This is a genomic window from Streptomyces sp. NPDC098781, from assembly GCF_044759995.1.
In the GTDB taxonomy this organism is placed as follows: Bacteria; Actinomycetota; Actinomycetes; order Streptomycetales; family Streptomycetaceae; genus Streptomyces.
Map to the genome: position 1 here is coordinate 17,463 of NZ_JBIWAK010000005.1, position 17,870 is coordinate 35,332.

A 17,870-nucleotide genomic window follows, 5' to 3' on the forward strand; every position below is an offset into this window, starting at 1 on the left:
TCCAGGTGCGGGGGCGGTGCCTCCCGAGCAACTCGGTGACCGTGACCGAGGGGCATCCACAAACCGAGTCGGGTCGCGGCCCCGCCTTCGCGGTACCGTAAAAGCGCTAGAAATGTGACATAAGCCGTAAATGGTGCTCCGCTCGAGTCCGGGGTGTGATGCCATGGCCCGCCGCCGCTCCGATTCGGCCGGCGCCACCAGGGAGCTGCTGGATCAGCTCGGTGATCTCACCGGCCGGATACTGGACCAGATCAAGCTCCACCAGGCCCGCGTCGAGCTCGCCGCCGCGCTCCAGCGCCAGGTGCTGGCCGCCGAGCTCCCCGGCGTGCCCTGGCTGCGGGCGGCGGGGCGGTACGCGCCCGCCCGCGTCGGCCTCGACATCGGCGGTGACTGGTACGACGGCTTCCGGCTGCCGGACGGCTCGATGGGCTTCGCGATCGGGGACGTCCAGGGCCACGATGTCGAGGCGGCGGCCCACATGGGGCAGGTGCGGACCTGTCTGCGCGCCGTCGCGACCGCCACCTCGGACCCGGCGGAGATACTGCGGCGCACCAACGACCTGCTCGTCGAGATGGCCTGCGAGCTCTTCGTGACCTGCTCCTTCCTGCGCTTCGACCCGGTGACCAAGGAGCTGTGCGACGCCCGCGCCGGGCATGTCCCGGCGGTCTGGGCCACGACCGGCGGCCACTGCGAGATCGTCCTCGACGAAGGCGGCCTGCCGCTGGGCATCCACGCCGGCGAGCGCTACCCGTCCGCGCACCGGTCGCTGACCGGAACGGGCGCGTTCGTGCTGCTCACCGACGGTGTGGTGGAGGGCCCCGCCTACCCGATCGACGACGGGCTGAAGACGGTCGCCGACCTGGTGGGCACCTGCTGCGGCTACGACCCCGAGCAACTGGCCGCCGCGGTGATCAAGGTGGCGGACCTTACCGGGCACAGCGACGACGCCGCGGTCCTCGTCCTTCGCTACGGCGAGAGCACCGGCGACGGCCTCGGCGACAGCGTCGGCGGGTGAGGTCCATGCACGCCCTGGTCGCCCCCCAGGCACCGCGCGAGACCGGCGGCCCACGGCTCCGGCTCCGGCGCCAAGCCGTCGTCGCCCTGCGCCTGGCGGTCGTGGTGGCCGCGTACTACGGCAGCGCCAAGCTCGGCCTGGAGCAGCAACTGGTACGAGGGCAGGTCACACCCTTCTGGCCACCCACCGGCATCGCGCTAGTCGCCCTACTCCTGTGGGGCCTGCGCATGTGGCCGGCCATCGCCATCGGGGCGTTCGTCGTGAACGTGACGCTGGGACCGTCGATCCTCCCCGTGCTCGCGATCGTCGCCGGCAACACGATCGCCCCGGTCTGCGCCTGCCTCCTGCTGCGCCGCGCGCGGTTCCGTCCGGCCCTGGACCGGCTCCAGGACGCCATGGCCCTGGTCTTCCTGGGGGCGCTGGTCGGCATGCTGATCAGCGCGACGATCGGCACCGGCGTCCTGGTGGCCTCCGACGCGCTGACGGCCGACGACTTCTGGCCGACCTGGTCGGTGTGGTGGACGGGCGACGCGATGGGAGTCCTGGTCATCGCTCCCCTCCTGCTGGCGGCACGCACCGTGCACCGGCCGGCCGGCGCGAGCGCCCTGCGCTGGGTCGAGGCGGTGGCTCTGCTGGCCGGCACGACGGTGGCCTCGTTCGTGGCCACCCGCAGCTCCCTCAACCTCCTCTTCCTCGTCGTCCCCTTCCTCGTCTGGGCGGCTTTCCGCTTCCAGCTCCCCGGCGCCGCGCCCGTCGCGCTGATCACCTCGGTGGTGGCGATCTCCGCCGGCGCGGCCGACGTGGGCCCCTTCGCCGACCAGGACCTCCTCGCCAAGATGGTCATCCTCCAGGCCTTCAACGGCACGGTGGCCCTGACCTCCCTCCTCCTCTCGGCCACCATCGCCGAACGCAACCAGACGGTCCGAGCCCTGAGAGAGGCCTGCGAACGCCTCACGGACGCCCTCTCCCGCCTGGTCCCGGACCAGGCAGTGGATCACCGGAGGGCCTTGCGACTGGAGGACCCTGACGAGGAGACCCGACGCTGACGAGGAGGGCGGCGAGCGTTACGTCCTGCGGTGCCTGTGCCGTACGGCCCTCAGAACGGCGCCGGTGGATCGGGGAGGGAAGGCGCACGGTCGGCGCCTTTCAGCAGGTCGATCACGCGCTCATGGGCGTCGCCGACTCGATCGGTCACACGCGCTTTGAGCAACACGCTCTCCACGACCCGCATGGACTTCTCCGTGCACCACCCCAGGAACACGAGATGCTGGGCCGGAACGGGGTGCCCGGACGAGACGAAGTTGATGTAGAAATCCGCTCGGCTCACCAGCCCAGCGCCCTCGATCGACTCCAGGGCCGTCCGGCGCTCCGCCCATCCCACCGTGTCCGTGGCTCCTCCGGCATGTCCGGCGGAGGTGTAGGCGACGTGGTAGCGAATGTCCTCTATGACAACGACTTCTTGGCCACCATTGAACAGGTGGCACACCCAGGCCAGTTGATCATTCGGTGCGAGGTCGGGGCGGACACGGCCGAACGACCCGAGCGCAGGCCTGACCGTACGGGCGTACTGGGCCCGTGCAAGCGCCGCCCCACCTGTGGCGAGCACCGCCGCGGCCGCGCTCTGCACGTCCAGGAGCTGGAGTTTCAAGGGCCAGCTGTCGGTCCACCGGTCCGGCAGGTTCTGGCGGACCACGGCGTAGAGCAGGATGTCGGCACCGATGATGCCAGGACGGTGCGCAGGATGCCGGGGACGTAGGCGGGGGCCACCGTGTCGTTGGGGATCTCGTAGAGGAGGGTCCTGCCGGTCTCGTCGTCTCCGGCGTGTACGGCGATCCGTACGGCGCCGGGGGCAGGCACAACTCCCCGCAGGCGGCAGCCTTCAGCCAGGGGTGACTGCGCCGGCAGTTGCCGTACTGCATCGGCACGGAGCCGCACACGGTCTCCCTCATGGTGCCGTAGTCGGCTGTTGCCCTTGAACTGGCCTTCCCCTTGCGGGAGTCCGATGAGAGAAGAACCGAGACGGACAGGGCTCCCGTCGGCCAGGCTGTTCGAATCACTGTCCGCAGACGCATCCGGCGACTGCCGGAGCCCCCTCGGTGGCCTGTCCGGTGCAGCAGGCGTCGCCCGTGCTGTCGGGGTCGGGGTTCTTGCCGAGGTTGGCGGCGTCGCCCTTCACCACGTACACCTCCCACGGCTCCTTGCCGGGGCCGTGGACCCACACCTTGTCCTGGAGGGCGTAGCAACACGAGGTGTCGTTCTCCTCGAAGGTGGCCAGGCCGGCGTCCTTGAGCCGGGTGGTGGCCGCGTTGACCTGGCCGGTGGACTCGACCTCGACACCGAGGTGGTCGAGGCGGGTCTCCTCGCCGGGGGCGCCCTCGATCAGCACGAGCTTGAGCGGGGGCTCGGCGAGGGCGAAGTTGGCGTAGCCCTCGCGCCGCTTGGCCGGTTCGGCACCGAAGAGCTTCGAGTAGAAGGTGATCGACGCTTCCAGATCACTGACCCGCAGGGCGAGCTGAGCACGCGACATGGCAAGGCCCCCATCGGTTTGTATTGATGTTTGTCGATTCAAGCTTGCTCCTTGAATCGAAGGCTGTCAACATAGAAGCATGTCGAAACAAGAGCTTGTGGTGCTCGGTCAGCGCGACGAGGACGACGCATGCTGCCCGGGGCTGGTGACCTCACCCCTGGACGCGGACCAGGCGGCAGAGCTGGCGAAGCTGTTCAAGGCGATGGGCGACCCGGTGCGCCTGCGCCTGCTGTCGCTGATCGCCTCGCAGGCAGGCGGTGAGGTCTGCGTCTGTGACCTGACCCCGGCCTTCGACCTGTCCCAGCCGACGATCTCGCACCACCTCAAGCTGCTTCGACAGGCCGGCCTGATCGACTGCGAGCGGCGCGGCACCTGGGTCTACTACTGGGCACTGCCCGCCACCCTCGACCGGCTCGCGGCCTTCCTGGCGACGTCGCAGAAGGCCGAGGCAACCGCGTGACCGCTCCGCTGGTCCGCCGGACCGTCGCCGAGGCCGTGGGGACGGCGGCCTTGGTCGCGGTGGTGGTCGGCTCCGGCATCCAGGCCACCGAGCTGACCCAGGACGTCGGCGTGCAGCTGCTGGCCAACTCGCTGGCCACCGTCTTCGGCCTGGGCGTGCTGATCGCGCTGCTGGGCCCGGTCTCCGGTGCGCACTTCAATCCCGTAGTCACAGCCGTGGCCTGGCTCGACGGCCGACGCCACGGGGACGGACCGAGCGTGCGGGACGTAGCCACGTACATCCCCGCGCAGATCGTCGGAGCCATTGCCGGCGCGATCGTGGCCGACGCCATGTTCGGCAAGCCGCTCGTCCAGTGGTCCGGCCACGACCGCTTCGCCGGGCACCTGTGGCTGGGCGAGGTGGTCGCGACCGCCGGACTCATCCTGCTGATCTTCGGCTTGGCGCGCACCGGGCGTGCCCACTTCGGACCCGTGGCTGTGGCGTCCTACATCGGCGCGGCGTACTGGTTCACGTCCTCCACCTCGTTCGCCAACCCGGCGGTCACCGTCGGCCGAGCCTTCACGGACACCTTCGCAGGCATCGCCCCCGGCTCAATCGGCCCGTTCATCGCGGCCCAACTGGCGGGCGCCGCGCTGGGCCTGGGGCTGGTGCTCGCGGTCTTCGGACGCCGCAGGCCCTCCCCATCCACCCCGGCCCCCGCCTCTGTCCCTGTTCCTGTCCCTGTCCCTGTCCGCGACGAAACCGGACTCGCCGCCCCCACCCTCCCCTGACCGCTCTCCGCAGGAAGACGCACCCGCCATGAACACCCCCTCCGCACGTCCGTCCGTCCTCTTCGTCTGCGTCCACAACGCCGGACGCTCCCAGATGGCCGCGGCCTTCCTCACGCACCTGACGGGCGACCGGGTGCAGGTCCGCTCCGCCGGGTCCGCACCGGCCGACACGGTCAACCCGGCCGTCGTAGAAGCCATGGCGGAGGTGGGCATCGACATCGCCACGGAGGTGCCCAAGGTCCTCACCGTGGAGGCCGTCCAGGACTCCGACGTGGTCATCACGATGGGCTGCGGCGACACCTGCCCCGTCTTTCCCGGCAAGCGCTACCTGGACTGGGAACTCCCCGACCCGGCCGGGCAGGGTGTCGACGCCGTCCGCCCCATCCGCGACGAGATCGAGAACCGCATCAAGGGCCTGGTGGAGGAGATCGCTCCGCCGAGCCGAGCGTGAATGCGACCACTGTTGAGCCTCGGCTGTCCGACGCCAAGGGCGGCAACAGCTGACGCAGTTGGCGTACTTCGCTGCTGTACGACACGACAAAGCCCCCTCCGGGATGATCCCGAGGGGGCTTTGGCCTGTGTGCACTCGGCAGGATTCGAACCTGCAACCTTCTGATCCGTAGTCAGATGCTCTATCCGTTAAGCTACGAGTGCTTGTTCTGTTTTCTCGCCGCTCCCGGCCCTTCCGGCCCGCTCGCGGCGACAGGAAGAACATTACATGACTGCCGCCGCCATGTGAAATCCGTTTGCCGCACCCGTTGCGACCTGCGGAAACGCCTTGAAATGGGCTTTGGACGCCGACTCTGAACGGCACGGTGTCGACAGGGCGGATCGGTGACCTCGGTCACAGAACAACGAAGCCCCGGTCCAGAGACCGGGGCTTCGTGATCGAGCGCGGAGGCGGAGGGATTTGAACCCTCGATGGGCTTTAAGGCCCAAACCGCATTAGCAGTGCGGCGCCATAGACCGGACTAGGCGACGCCTCCAGCACAGCCCTCGCACGAGCGCGAGTGGTGCGTGCAGATGATGACACAGTCGAGCGTCCTGTCACCAATCGACTCCCACGGTACTAGGCGGAGAGGTCGCAGGGCAAAGCCCTTCCTGCTGCCCTACCCGCTGCCCTTCCCGCCGCGCTCCCCGGGGCGCCGGGAAGGGTGGCGTCCAGGGCGCAACGTCCGAGGGTGTGCGGCGTTAGTCAGGTCATGTTGCAGGTCAACCGTTGCGCCCGGACCGGGCGCCTGCGCCGGGTGCTGCTCGGCGCCACCGGCTCCCTCGTCGCCGTCGGCCTCACCTCCGTCGCGCCCGCCGTCGCGTCCCCCCAGGCTGCGCCCGTCCTCGCTCTCCCCTCGCTCCAGGGCCCCGACCGGGCCGGCGATCACCTCACCGTCACCGTCAGCGGTGCCGGGGGTGGCGCCGACGGGACCCATGAGCTGATCTGCCATCCGACGGGCGGCGACCACCCGGACGCCGCCGGCGCCTGCGCCGTACTCGATCGCGGCACCCGCTGGGGCAAGGACGCCTTCGCCCCCGTGGCGCAGGACGGCCTGTGCACCATGCAGTACGGCGGGCCCGCCACCGCGCATGTCACCGGGACCTGGGCCGGGCGGCCCGTCGACGCGCGCTACGACCGCAGCAACGGCTGCGAGATCGCCCGGTGGGACCGGCTCGTGCCGCTCCTTCCCGAGCTGCGGGCGGGAGGGCGGAGGTAGGGCCCCACTGCCCGCTTCCCGCTCCGCCTGGCTCCCGGCCGGGGTCCGGTCCGTCGTAAGCACCCTCCGTCCCCCCTCGCACAGGCTTTCCATACCGGACGTACCGACTCCGCAAAAGTCCCGCGAAGGTCTCGCGAAGTCTGAATGGACACGCGGCGGATCCGGGAAGTACGACGCCGCAGGCGGTCATACGTTCTGGGTCACTTCGTCGTGCGACCTCCCTCTCATCCGGCGTCGCGAGCGCGACCCCAGCCTTTAGACTCCCTCGCGTGACACGTCGCGGGCCGGTTGGCAAGATGGCCCGAGCGGTCGGCAAGGTGCGGTAACAGGGAGGAAGCGTCTCGTGAGCAGCAGGCCATCCCGAGGCGCTGCTCGCCTCGCAGCCATACTCGACGCGCTGCCCGACGCGTTGGTGCTGGTCAACGCCAATGGGACCGTCGTCAACGCCAACACCATCGCCCTGGAGGCCTTCGAGGCGCCGGGGACGGCTCTGGTGGGGCGGGGGCTGCTCGATCTGCTCCCGCAGTTCGACTCCAAGCTCATTCCCGGGTCCATGCGGCGGCCCGAGCACATGGACCCGCAGGGCCGGACCAAGCCGACCCGGATGGTCGCCCGGCGGACCGACGGGAGCGAGTTCCCGGTCGAGGTCACCTCAGCGAACCTGGAGAACGGGCAGCAGGCCTACGACGGGTACGGCTACAGCGGAGACGAGCTGCTCATGCTCGTCGTACGGGATCTGACCGGCACCGTCGACACCGAGGCCGAGCTGGCGCGTTCGCAGCGGCAGACCGAGATGATCCTGCGAGCCGCGTCGGAAGGCGTCGTGGGCACCGACACCGACGGCCGCATCGTGCTCGTCAATCCGGCCGCCGCTCAGATACTGGGTTACCGGGCCAGCGACCTGGGCGGGCGTGAGCTGCACACCCTCGTGCTCCACTCCCGTACCGACGGGTCGCCCTTCCCGTACGAGGAGTCGCCGCTCGCCGACACCCTGCGCTCCGGGCGCAAGCACCGGGTGCGCGGGCAGGTGCTCTGGTCCAAGGGCGGCGACCAGGTCTCCGTCGACCTGACGACCGCGCCCGTGCGCGACGGGGAGCAGCTCGTCGGCGCCGTGATGACCTTCACCGACCGGCGGCCCTACGACAAGGTCGTCGAGGAGAAGGACACCGCCCAGCAGCGGCACGAGGAGGAACTCGAACGGCTTGCCGAGGAGCACGCCTCCGAACTGACCTCCCTGCGGCAGCGGCAGGTGACCGAGATCGAGGAGCTCCAGGAGCGGCACGCCGAGGAAGTCGCCGCGGGCGAGGACCGCTACGCCGCCCTCGGTGAGCGGGAGAAGGACCGGTACGAGGCGCTCGCCGCGCGGCACGAGCAACTGCTGACCCTGCTCGGGCGCTCGCTGCGCGGTCCGCTGGACGAGCTGCGCCGTGACCTCGCCGCGCTCGCCGCCGACGACGCCGGGCAGTTGTGGCCCGAGGCCAACCAGGTGCTGCATCACCTGTCCGCCGGCTACTCCCGCATCACGACGCTCATCGACAACGTCCTCGGGTTCCAGCAGCTCGACGCGGGCGCCGACCAGGTCTCGCGTACGAAGGTGATGCTCGACGCCGTCGTCGCCGCGGGTGTCGACGGGGCCGTCGAACTCATCGGCCCGGGACGGGTGCAGTTCGCCGTGCACGCGCCGCCCATCGAGGCCGAGGTCGATCCGCAGCGTCTCGCGACCGCGCTCGCGCATCTCGTCGCGGATGTCGCCGGGGTCGACGCGACCGGCAACTCGCCCGTGTCGGCGGGCGGATACATGGACAACACGGTCGTCGTCGCGGCGGCGCAGCGCGGTGAGGTCGTACGGATCGAGGTGCGTGGGCCGTATGCCGGGGGAGACCCGGTGCACGAGCCGATCGTGCGCGGGATCGTGCGGGCTCACGGCGGGGTGCTCCAGACGCACGAGGTGCCGGGGATGAGCGGCAGCGCGTACGTCCTCGAAGTGCCCATCGGCGGTGGGGCGGGGGCCGTTGTCGCCGCTCCCGCGGCTGCGCTGGCGATCGAGGCCGGTGACGGGTCCGAGGGCGCCGGCGCGGCCGCCTCCGAACAGAGCGCCGGCAGCGGACGACGGCGGGCCCGACGGTCCTCCGTGGACGCCTTCCTGGAGAGCGACACGCCCGGTGCCGACGCCGAGGGCGAGGCCGAGGGTGCCGCGCCCACGGGTCGTCGGCGCAGGCGCGCGGCCGCCCAGGAGCTGCCGCAGGACGCGGGCGACGGCGGCGGCGAGGGCTCCGGCGGCACCGGACGACGCCGTGGACGGCCCGCCGAGGACGGCGGGGACGGCCTCGCCCAGGGTGCCGTCGTCACGGCCGCCGAGCATGCGGCGGGGACCGCGGCCACCGGGAGCGGCCTGGGCGGGACCGTACCCCCGCAGGGCGTGCCCGCACCCGCCGGACGACGTGCCCGGCGCGACGGCGGGGAGCAGCACGCGCTGCCGCCCGCCCTGCCCGCACCGGCCGCCGGCTCCGATACGGCCGCCTCGGCCGACGCCCAGCAACCGGGCGGGCGGCGCAGGCGAGCCCTGGCCGCGGCGTCCGAGCGGGCGGCCGCGCAGGAGGCGGGCGCCCGTACGGTGTTCGCGCTGCCACCCGCCGACGCGGACCGCGCCCCTGCCGACCGGGGGGCGGCGTCGGCCGCGGCCTCGGCCATGACACCGGCTTCTCCTGTGGCTCCGACGGCTGCGACAGCTCCGGTTCCGGGGCAGGCCGCGATGCAGGCGCCGCGCGCCCAGGTTCCGGGGCAGACGGCCGTACGCGGTGACGAGGGCCGGCACGATGCCGTGCCGCACGACCAGGCCGAGGACCACACCCCGCCGCAGCCGCATCCCACCAACGCTCCGACCGGGCGTCGGCGCCGGGCCGGGGCCGCGCAGGAGGTTCCGGCGCAGGGCACTGCGAGTCAGGGCGTGCAGGCCGCGGTGCCCGGGCAGTCGATGCCGGCCGAGGCCATCTCGCCCGCCCAGCCCGCTCCGGCCCCCGTCGCCCCGGGCGGCCCCCTCCCCGCCGAGGCGGCTCCCGCGGCGCAGGGCACGCCGGCGCAGGGCGTCCCGGCTCCGCAGCCCTGGCCCGCCACCGACGACACCTCCGGCGCGGGGGCCGTACCGGCGAACGGCGCGGCCGCCCCCGTACCGCCGAAGGCCAACGCCCCGCAGGCTCCGCGGGCGGCACAGGGAACTCCGGCTCCCGGTACTCCGCTGCCTCCCGAAGCCGCCGCGACCGGGCAGCAGCGGGCCGCGCAGCCGCTTCCGGCCGAGGCCGCTCCCACCGGCACGGGTGCGCCTGTCGACCCGAACTCGACGCAGGGGCGCGCGATCAGTGTGCGGACCCTGGGGCAAGGGGTGCCGTTCACGCGGCAGGCTGCGCAGGTGCAGCAGCCCTCGGCGTCCGCGACGCCGCCCCCGCACCAGACCGCCGGCGGACGGCGCCGCAAACTGGGCACCCCGCCCGACCCGACCGCGCGATCCGGTGCCTCGGCGGAGCAGGCGGCACGTCCGCATCCGCCGGCCGAGCAGCCGGTGCCCGCCACGTCACCGGCCCCGCAGCAGGGGTCGTCCGGCGGGCAGGCCCAGCCGTCGATGGCGGGACAGTCACGGCGCGCGCCGATGACCGAGGCCGCCGGACGGTCGTACGCCATAGGCGCGCCGGACGAGAACGCCGCCGAAGGACCCGAACCGCTGGACGGACCCGGCGGGGCCGTCGAGGTCGCCGACACTCCGCGCCCACAGCCGATGGACGACGAGCTGCCGCCCGAGCCGCTCGACAACCCGCGGCGGCTGCTGGTCTGGCCGGCACCGGATGTGACGACGCAGCAGGCGCTGAGCGACCGTGGCTACCGGCCGGTGATCGTGCACTCGCGCGAGGAGGTGGACGCGCAGATCGCGGCGTTCCCCGCCGCGCTGTTCGTCGACCCGCTGACCGGGCCGATCACCCGGACCGCGCTCCAGTCGCTGCGCCAGGCCGCGGTCGCGGCCGAGGTGCCGGTGATGGTGACCGCGGGACTCGGCCAGGCCTCGCGGGAGGCTGCCTACGGCGCCGATCCCGCCGTACTGCTCAAGGCGCTGGCCCCTCGGGACAGTGAGCAGCATCCGCCACGGGTGCTGCTGATCGAGGAGCACGCGGAGATCGCGCTGGCGCTGACCGCGACGCTGGAGCGGCGCGGGATGCAGGTGGCGCGGGCCGCGAGCGACTCCGACGCGGTGCTGCTCGCGGGCGACTTCCACCCGAACCTCGTCGTGATGGACCTGATGCAGGTGCACCGGCGCCGCGCCGGGATCGTGGACTGGCTGCGCGCGAACGGGCGGCTCAACCGCACCCCGCTCGTCGTCTACACCGCCGCCGTCGACCAGGCCGACCTGCCGCGGCTGGCCTCCGGCGAGACGGTGCTGTTCCTGGCGGAGCGGTCGACGAGCGGCGAGGTGCAGGCACGGATCGTGGATCTGCTGGCGCGGATCGGGACCAACTAGCCCACAGGTCCATTTACTCCCTCAGGGGGCGGCGCAGCACGGGGACTTGATCCCGCTACGATGCGCTGCGCGCCGCCTCCGAGGCGGCGCTGATCCGTTTCGTGGGGGGTCTCCTGTGTTCGTGCTGTCCATTCTGCTGCTCATAGCGGCGGTCGTGCTCTTCCTCGTCGGCCGCGGCCGCACCGGCTCCGGGGGGTGGAGACTCGGGGCGGCCGTCAGCGCCGTCGCGGGTCTGCTGTCCGCCGCCTTCGCCTGTGTCTTCGTCGTGAGCGCCTATGAGGTCGGGGTTCCGGTGACCTTCGGCAAGATCGGCTCGCCGCTGGCCTCCGGTCTGCACTTCAAGTCGCCGTTCACCGACGTCACGTCCTTCTCCACCCGCCCGGTGGACCTCAACCTCAACGACAAGGACGTCGTCGAGGTCCGCTCGTCGCAGGGCGGGGTGCTGTACGCCGACGTCACCATCAAGTGGGCCGTGGTGCCGTCGAAGTCGGTCGCGCTGTACCGGCTGGCGGGCAGCCAGGAGGCCATCGAGGAACGGCTGGTGCTGCCGGACAGCCGCGAGATCATCCGCAACGTCTTCGCCCAGCACACCAGCGAGGAGGGCTACGCCTCCGGGCGCGAGCAGATCGGGGCGGAGATCGAGAAGCTCGTGAAGGAGCGCCTGGCGCCGCGCGGGATCGACGTCACCACCGTCAACCTGCGCAATGTGCGGCCGTCGGACAAGCTCCAGGAGCAGATCGACAAGAAGATCCAGCAGGAGCAGGCCACCGACCGGGCCGTCGAGGCGTCCCGCACGGCCAAGGCGGAGGCGGAGCGCAAGCGGATCGAGGCGGAGGGCATCGCCCGCGCCAACAAGATCATCGAGCGGTCGCTGAGCGACAACGTCCTGTACAACCAGTGCCTGGAGGCCTACAAGGAGGCCGCCAAGGCCAACCCGGTCTACGCGGTCCCGTGCGGCACGGACTCCGCGGGGACGCCGGTCATCGTGGACAACGGCAAGAACTAGCCCACAGTCGCATGACAGACAGCCCCCGGCGTCCGCCGGGGGCTGTCTTCGTCGTACGGCGGTGTCAGCCGAGCTTGGTGACGTCCAGACCGCCCTCGGCGTACTGCCTGCGCAGCACCTTCTTGTCGAACTTGCCCACACTCGTCTTCGGCACCGCCGCGATGACCGTCCATCGCTCGGGCAGCTGCCACTTGGCGATCTTGCCCTCGTCGGCGAGGAAGGCGCGCAGCGTCTCAAAGTCGGCGGTCGAGCCCTCCTTGAGGACGACCGTGGCCAGCGGGCGCTCGCCCCACTTCTCGTCGGGGACGGCGACCACGGCGGCCTCGGCGACGTCCGGGTGGGACATCAGCGCGTTCTCCAGGTCGACCGAGGAGATCCACTCGCCGCCGGACTTGATGACGTCCTTGGCGCGGTCGGTGAGGGTGAGGAAGCCGTCCGCGGAGATGGTGCCGACATCGCCGGTCTTCAGCCAGCCGTCCTCGCTGAACTTGTCGGCGGGGCGCAGCGGTTCGGCGTCGGGACCGTTGTAGTAGGCGCCCGCGATCCAGGGGCCGCGGACCTCCAGCTCGCCCGCCGACTCCCCGTCCCACGGGATGCGCTCGCCGCCGGGGCCGGTGAGCCGGGCCTCGACGCCGGTCGGGAAACGGCCCTGCGTGAGCCGGTACCCGAACTCCTCCTCCGTGCCCACCGCGTGCGCCGGCGGCCGGGCGACCGTGCCGAGCGGCGAGGTCTCCGTCATGCCCCAGGCGTGGCAGACCCGCATGCCGAGGTTGTCGAACGCCTCCATGAGCGAGGGCGGACAGGCCGAGCCGCCGATGGTGACCTGGCCGAGGGTGGACACGTCCCGGGGGTTGGCGGTGAGCTCGGCGAGCAGGCCCTGCCAGATGGTGGGCACGGCGGCCGCGTGCGTCGGCTTCTCGCGCTCGATCATCTCGGCGAGGGGCACGGGCTGGAGGAAGCGGTCCGGCATCAGCATGTTGACGCCGGTCATGAAGGTGGCGTGCGGCAGACCCCAGGCGTTGACGTGGAACTGGGGCACCACCACGAGCGAGGTGTCCTGGTCCGTCAGGCCCATCGACTGGGTCATGTTGACCTGCATGGAGTGCAGGTAGATCGAACGGTGCGAGTAGACGACGCCCTTCGGGTCGCCCGTGGTGCCGGAGGTGTAGCACATGGCGGCGGCCTGCCGCTCGTCCAGCTCCGGCCAGTCGTACGTGGTCGGCTTACCGGCGAGGAGTTCCTCGTACTCGTGCACCTGAACGGCCGCGTCCGCGAGGGCGGAACGGTCCCCCGGCCCCGACACGACCACATGCTTCACCGTCTTGAGGTGCGGCAGCAGCGGGGCGAGCAGGGGGAGCAGCGAACCGTTGGCGATGACGACGCGGTCCGCCGCGTGGTTGACGATCCAGGCCAACTGCTCGGGGGGCAGGCGGAGGTTGAGGGTGTGCAGGATCGCGCCCATGGAGGGGATCGCGAAGTAGGCCTCGACGTGCTCGGCGTTGTTCCACATCAGGGTCGCGACGCGCTCGTCGTCGGCCACGCCCAGGTCCTCGCGCAGCGCGTGCGCCAGCTGGGCCGTGCGGGCGCCGACCTCGGCGAAGGAACGACGATGCGGCTCGGCCTCGCCGGTCCAGGTGGTCACCTGTGATGTGCCGTGGATCGTCGACCCGTGGGCCAGGATCCTAGAGATCAGCAGTGGTACGTCCTGCATGGTGCTCAGCACGGCGTCCTCCCGGGGGCGACATTGCCTACGCGGTGGTAAGGGTTGCGGAGATTCTGCGCGCATACCGAGCGGTATGTCACTAGGTCCGGGCGATCGATCATGTCACGTTGCGTTCACAGAACTCTGCCGGTAAGGCCTGCGGGGGGATGGGGTGGAGCGGGGAGGGGAGGAGGAAGGGGTCTTGGGGGTGGGGGGTGAGGGTGTGTGTGTGGGGGGGGGCGGGGTGAGCGGGGGCGCGGGGCCGGGGCGCGTGGGGCCGGGGCGCGTGGGGCCGGGGGGCGTGGGGCCGGGGGGCGTGGGGCCGGGGGCCATGGGGCGTGGGGCCATGGGGTGCCCGCCGCGGGCGAGGTTGTTCGAGCGTGGGGGTGGGGTGGGCTGCTCGGCAGAGGGCGAGCTGCTCGGCCGAGGGCCGGCGGGGAGGCCGAGGGCCTGGCTGCTCGGCGGAAGGCGAGCTGAGCGTCGGAAGCCGAGCTGTCCCGCGGAGAACGAGCTGCGCGGCGGAGGAGGAGCTGCGCGGCGGAGGGCGAGCTGAGCCGCGAGGCGGAGGAGGGCGCTTCAGGTCCAGTGACGTCGGCATGATCCGCCGGGCATGCCCAGGGGAGGCGGCGGCCTCGGGGGCGACCTCAGCGGAGGCGTGGGGTCACTCCTACCGGACCAGCCCCAGCTCCGGGTCCTCGCGCAGCTTCCCGAGCGCTCTCGACACCGCGGACTTCACCGTGCCCACGGAAACCCCGAGCACCTCGGCCGTCTGGACCTCGCTGAGGTCCTCGTAGTACCGCAGCACCACCATCGCCCGCTGCCGGGCCGGCAGCCGCATGATCGCGCGCCACATCGCGTCGTGCAGCGCCTGCTGCTCCGCCGGGTCGTCGTCGTGGCCCGGCGCGGGCTCCGGCTCGGGCAGCTCGTCGCAGGCGAACTCGTCGACCTTGCGCTTACGCCACTGCGAGGTCCGCGTGTTCAGCAGCGCCCTGCGCACATAGCCGTCGAGCGCGCGATGGTCCTCGATCCGCTCCCAGGCCACGTAGGTCTTGGTGAGCGCGGTCTGCAACAGATCTTCCGCGTCGCTCGGGTTCGCGGTGAGCGAGCGGGCGGTACGCAGCAGCACCGGCTGGCGGGCCCGTACGTACGACGTGAAGGAGGGATACGTCGCGCTCGGACGGGTCTGCCTCGCTGAAGTAGCGGCGTCGGAAGCGCTGGTGCAGACGGGTGTGGTCATGGCTCCACGCTATGAGTGACCCCTACTTCCGCGGATCGGCCGCAGGTGCCGAAGCAACGTCCGCCTCAGGTTGTAGGGGTGGGGCTGGCTCCACCTCCTGAAGGTGGACGAGCGAGGGATCCGTACTGCGGGTTCACCCCTGGGGGGTCACCCGTCGGCAGCGAGCACCAGGCCCGATGTCGGCACCCCCGTCCCGGCCGTCACCAGCACCTTTGCGGCCCCGGCTATTTGGTTCACGGCCGTGCCCCGCACCTGCCTCACCCCCTCCGCAATCCCGTTCATCCCATGGAGGTACGCCTCCCCGAGCTGGCCCCCGTGTGTGTTGAGCGGCAACCGCTCCTCGGCCACGAAGTCGGCCGCCTCCCCCTTTCCGCAGAACCCGAACTCCTCCAACTGCATCAGCACGAACGGAGTGAAGTGGTCGTAGAGGATCCCCACGTCGACCTCCCCCGGGCCGATCCCCGCCGTCCGCCACAGCTGCCGGGCCACGACGGCCATCTCCGGCAGACCGGTGAGGTCGTCCCGGTAGAAACTCGTCATCTGCTCCTGCCCCCGGCCGGCACCCTGGGCCGCCGCCGCTATGACCGCCGGCGGATGGGGCAGATCGCGGGCCCGGTCGACGGACGTGACGACCAGCGCCTGACCGCCGTCCGTCTCCTGGCAGCAGTCGAGCAACCGCAGCGGCTCGACGATCCAGCGGGAGGCCGCGTGGTCGGCGAGGGTGATGGGTCTGCCGTGGAAGTAGGCGGCGGGGTTGGTCGCCGCGTACTTGCGGTCCATCACCGCCACATGCCCGAACGCCTCTGGCGTCAGCCCATAGGCGTGCAGATAGCGCTGGGCCGCCATCGCCACCCACGATGCCGGGGTGAGCAGCCCGAACGGCAGGGACCAGCCCAGGGCCACGCCCTCCGCCGAGGGCTCCCGGTGCTGCACACCGGAACCGAATCTACGGCCCGACCGCTCGTTGAACGCCCGATAGCAGACCACCACCTCCGCGACACCGGTCGCCACGGCGAGCGCCGCCTGCTGGACGGTCGCGCAGGCCGCGCCGCCGCCGTAGTGGACGCGAGAGAAGAAGGACAGCTCCCCCATGCCGCACGCCTGGGCCACGGTGATCTCCGGGCTGGTGTCCATCGTGAACGTCACCATCCCGTCCACGTCGCCCGGTGTCAGCCCCGCGTCGTCCAGCGCGGCCCGCACCGCCTCCACGGCCAGCCGCAGCTCGCTGCGCCCGGAGTCCTTCGAGAACTCGGTCGCCCCGATACCGACGATCGCCGCCCGACCGCCGAGGGCGTCCCGCTCGCGCACGCTCATACCGCCCCCTCCGCCGACCCGCCGACCGCGGCTCCCGTCGGCACGGTGACCGTCACGGTGCCGGTCACGTGCTTGCCGATGCCGTTGGCTCCGACGACCCGTACAGTCGCGGTGTCGCCGTCGACCTCCTCGACCCTGCCGGTCAACACCATGGTGTCGCCCGGGTAGTTGGGCGCCCCGAGTCGGATGGCCACCTTGCGCAGGAGGGCCGTAGGTCCGAAGTGGTCCGTGATGTAGCGGCCGACCAGGCCGTTCGTGGTCAGGATGTTCATGAAGATGTCCGGGGAGCCCTTCTGACGGGCCAGCTCCACGTCGTGGTGCACGTCCTGGTAATCGCGTGAGGCGATGGCGCCGGCGACGATGAGCGTGCGGGTGATCGGGATCTCGAGCGGGGGCAGTTCGTCACCGGCGTTCATGTGTACCTTTTGCACCTTTCCGAGGGGTCGACTCGCGGGCGGTGTCCTCATGCGCTATGTCCTCATGCGCCGTGTCCTCATGAGCGCTCCCCTCATGCAAGCGCCATACCGGAAGCACCAACTCCTGCTCGTGCTGCTGGAATTCGAGCCGTACGGGTAGCCCGATGCGCACCTTGTCGTACGGCACCCCCAGCACATTGCCGATCATGCGCACGCCCTCGGAAAGCTCGATCAGGGCGACCGCGTAGGGCGGGTCGAAGGCCGGGAACGGGGGGTGGTGCATCACGACGTACGAATAGACGGTGCCCTCACCGGTCGCCTCGATCGTGTCCCAGTCCAGTCCCCCGCACGTGTTGCAGCCGGGGAGCCAGGGATGGCGCAGGGTGCGGCAGGCGGTGCAGCGCTGGATGAGCAGGGTGTGCCGCTGGACGCCCTCCCAGAAGCGGGCGTTGTCGCGGTTGATGACGGGGTGAGGTCGAGTGGGGGCCTGGTGCTGGTCCGACGGGCGAAGGTCCGACCGGTGTCGGCCGGACGGGCGGTGGTCCGACTCAGACTCCTGCCGGCGCCGGTCCGGCGGTCCCGCCCTCCGTACGGGTGCGTACTTGAGGATGCGGAAGCGGTGGGTGCCGGCGAGGTCGGGGCCGACGCGGATGTCCATGCGGGTCGTGACGAAGTACCCGGTGCCGAGTTTCGTGGTCTTCCGTTCCGACACCGACTCGATCACCGAGTCGAAGGTGATCTCGTCGCCGGGCCGCAGGGGCCGTAGGTACTCCTGCTCGCAGTCCGTGGCGACCACCGAGCCGTAGCCCGCCTCGTCGAGCATGGCGAGCAACTCGTCGTAGGCGTGGGCGTGTCCTGTACGGCCGGAGAGGCCGGCCATCGTCCACACCTGGAGCATGGTGGGCGGCGCGATGGCGTCCGGTCCGACATACGCCTCGTTGGTGTCGTCCATCGCCTCGCACCAGTGCCGGATCATGGGCGCGTTGACGGGGTCCTTGCCCGTGCGTGCCACCGCGGCGGGCTGCCCCTCGTAGGCCTTGAGCCGCGCCTCGAACAGCCGCGTCTCGTCCGACCGCGTCCCGTCCGACCGCGTCCCGTCCGGCCGCGTCTCGAACTCGTCGTCCGCCGCCACCTCGCGGCTCACCCCCGCTCCGTAGCTCACCGTCGCCCCCTCGTCCTCGTCGCCCGCCCCCGGCGCATCCGCGCCGCC

General features: G+C 71.5%; 15 protein-coding genes and 2 tRNA genes. 8 read left to right on the forward strand and 9 right to left on the reverse strand.

What is annotated here, in order from left to right; genetic code table 11:
* Positions 1-163 precede the first annotated feature (163 nt).
* On the forward strand, positions 164-1,015 hold the full coding sequence (locus ACIQWG_RS20840) for a PP2C family protein-serine/threonine phosphatase (RefSeq protein WP_404097813.1): 852 nt from the start codon (positions 164-166) through the stop codon (positions 1,013-1,015).
* 5 nt (positions 1,016-1,020) lie between these two features.
* Positions 1,021-2,061 carry an MASE1 domain-containing protein gene (locus ACIQWG_RS20845; RefSeq protein ID WP_404099372.1) on the forward strand — a complete coding sequence of 347 codons (1,041 nt, stop codon included), beginning with the start codon at positions 1,021-1,023 and terminating at the stop codon, positions 2,059-2,061.
* A 50-nt stretch (positions 2,062-2,111) separates the two neighbouring features.
* On the opposite strand, the gene ACIQWG_RS20850 is transcribed toward ACIQWG_RS20845, so the two are convergent.
* Together ACIQWG_RS20850 and ACIQWG_RS20855 are read right to left on the reverse strand one after the other, a co-directional pair.
* Entirely contained in the window at positions 2,112-2,642 is a 531-nt protein-coding gene (locus ACIQWG_RS20850) for a hypothetical protein (RefSeq protein WP_404097816.1), read from the reverse strand.
* Positions 2,643-3,068: 426 nt separating this feature from the next.
* Positions 3,069-3,542 (reverse strand): ArsI/CadI family heavy metal resistance metalloenzyme, encoded by a 474-nt coding sequence (locus ACIQWG_RS20855; protein WP_404097818.1) that lies wholly within the window; start codon positions 3,540-3,542, stop codon positions 3,069-3,071.
* Between the two features lie 79 nt (positions 3,543-3,621).
* Here ACIQWG_RS20855 and ACIQWG_RS20860 point away from each other — a divergent pair, with 79 nt between their 5' ends.
* The 3 genes from ACIQWG_RS20860 to ACIQWG_RS20870 are packed head-to-tail and all read left to right on the forward strand — an operon-like array spanning position 3,622 to position 5,223.
* Positions 3,622-4,002 carry an ArsR/SmtB family transcription factor gene (locus ACIQWG_RS20860; protein WP_404097821.1) on the forward strand — a complete coding sequence of 127 codons (381 nt, stop codon included), beginning with the start codon at positions 3,622-3,624 and terminating at the stop codon, positions 4,000-4,002.
* Positions 3,999-4,772, forward strand: a complete 774-nt coding sequence (locus ACIQWG_RS20865) for an aquaporin (protein WP_404097824.1) — start codon at positions 3,999-4,001, stop codon at positions 4,770-4,772. The genes ACIQWG_RS20860 and ACIQWG_RS20865 overlap by 4 nt, the downstream gene beginning before the upstream one ends.
* 28 nt (positions 4,773-4,800) lie before the next feature.
* On the forward strand, positions 4,801-5,223 hold the full coding sequence (locus tag ACIQWG_RS20870; RefSeq protein WP_404097827.1) for an arsenate reductase ArsC: 423 nt from the start codon (positions 4,801-4,803) through the stop codon (positions 5,221-5,223).
* 130 nt (positions 5,224-5,353) lie between these two features.
* Here ACIQWG_RS20870 and ACIQWG_RS20875 read toward each other — a convergent pair.
* Positions 5,354-5,426 (reverse strand) — tRNA-Arg (locus tag ACIQWG_RS20875).
* Positions 5,427-5,667: 241 nt separating this feature from the next.
* Positions 5,668-5,758, reverse strand: a tRNA-Ser gene (locus ACIQWG_RS20880).
* A 216-nt stretch (positions 5,759-5,974) separates the two neighbouring features.
* On the opposite strand from ACIQWG_RS20880, the gene ACIQWG_RS20885 reads away from it, so the two are divergent.
* From ACIQWG_RS20885 to ACIQWG_RS20895, 3 genes are all read left to right on the forward strand, one after another.
* On the forward strand, positions 5,975-6,481 hold the full coding sequence (locus tag ACIQWG_RS20885; protein WP_404097829.1) for an SSI family serine proteinase inhibitor: 507 nt from the start codon (positions 5,975-5,977) through the stop codon (positions 6,479-6,481).
* Positions 6,482-6,824: 343 nt separating this feature from the next.
* On the forward strand, positions 6,825-10,985 hold the full coding sequence (locus ACIQWG_RS20890) for a PAS domain-containing protein (RefSeq protein ID WP_404097832.1): 4,161 nt from the start codon (positions 6,825-6,827) through the stop codon (positions 10,983-10,985).
* Between the two features lie 121 nt (positions 10,986-11,106).
* On the forward strand, positions 11,107-11,991 hold the full coding sequence (locus ACIQWG_RS20895; protein WP_404097835.1) for a prohibitin family protein: 885 nt from the start codon (positions 11,107-11,109) through the stop codon (positions 11,989-11,991).
* A 64-nt stretch (positions 11,992-12,055) separates the two neighbouring features.
* On the opposite strand, the gene ACIQWG_RS20900 is transcribed toward ACIQWG_RS20895, so the two are convergent.
* The 5 genes from ACIQWG_RS20900 to ACIQWG_RS20920 all read right to left on the reverse strand — a co-directional run bounded on the left by ACIQWG_RS20900 (position 12,056) and on the right by ACIQWG_RS20920 (position 17,822).
* Positions 12,056-13,702 carry a long-chain fatty acid--CoA ligase gene (locus tag ACIQWG_RS20900; protein ID WP_404099375.1) on the reverse strand — a complete coding sequence of 549 codons (1,647 nt, stop codon included), beginning with the start codon at positions 13,700-13,702 and terminating at the stop codon, positions 12,056-12,058.
* A 658-nt stretch (positions 13,703-14,360) separates the two neighbouring features.
* Positions 14,361-14,930 (reverse strand): SigE family RNA polymerase sigma factor, encoded by a 570-nt coding sequence (locus ACIQWG_RS20905; RefSeq protein ID WP_404097837.1) that lies wholly within the window; start codon positions 14,928-14,930, stop codon positions 14,361-14,363.
* 147 nt (positions 14,931-15,077) lie between these two features.
* A complete protein-coding gene (locus tag ACIQWG_RS20910) occupies positions 15,078-16,244 on the reverse strand; it encodes a lipid-transfer protein (protein WP_404097840.1) in 1,167 nt (388 codons plus the stop codon).
* Positions 16,241-16,660, reverse strand: a complete 420-nt coding sequence (locus ACIQWG_RS20915; protein WP_404097843.1) for a MaoC family dehydratase — start codon at positions 16,658-16,660, stop codon at positions 16,241-16,243. Before ACIQWG_RS20915 ends, ACIQWG_RS20910 begins: the two co-directional genes overlap by 4 nt.
* Positions 16,647-17,822, reverse strand: a complete 1,176-nt coding sequence (locus ACIQWG_RS20920; RefSeq protein ID WP_404097845.1) for a bifunctional MaoC family dehydratase N-terminal/OB-fold nucleic acid binding domain-containing protein — start codon at positions 17,820-17,822, stop codon at positions 16,647-16,649. Before ACIQWG_RS20920 ends, ACIQWG_RS20915 begins: the two co-directional genes overlap by 14 nt.
* Positions 17,823-17,870: the final 48 nt, after the last annotated feature.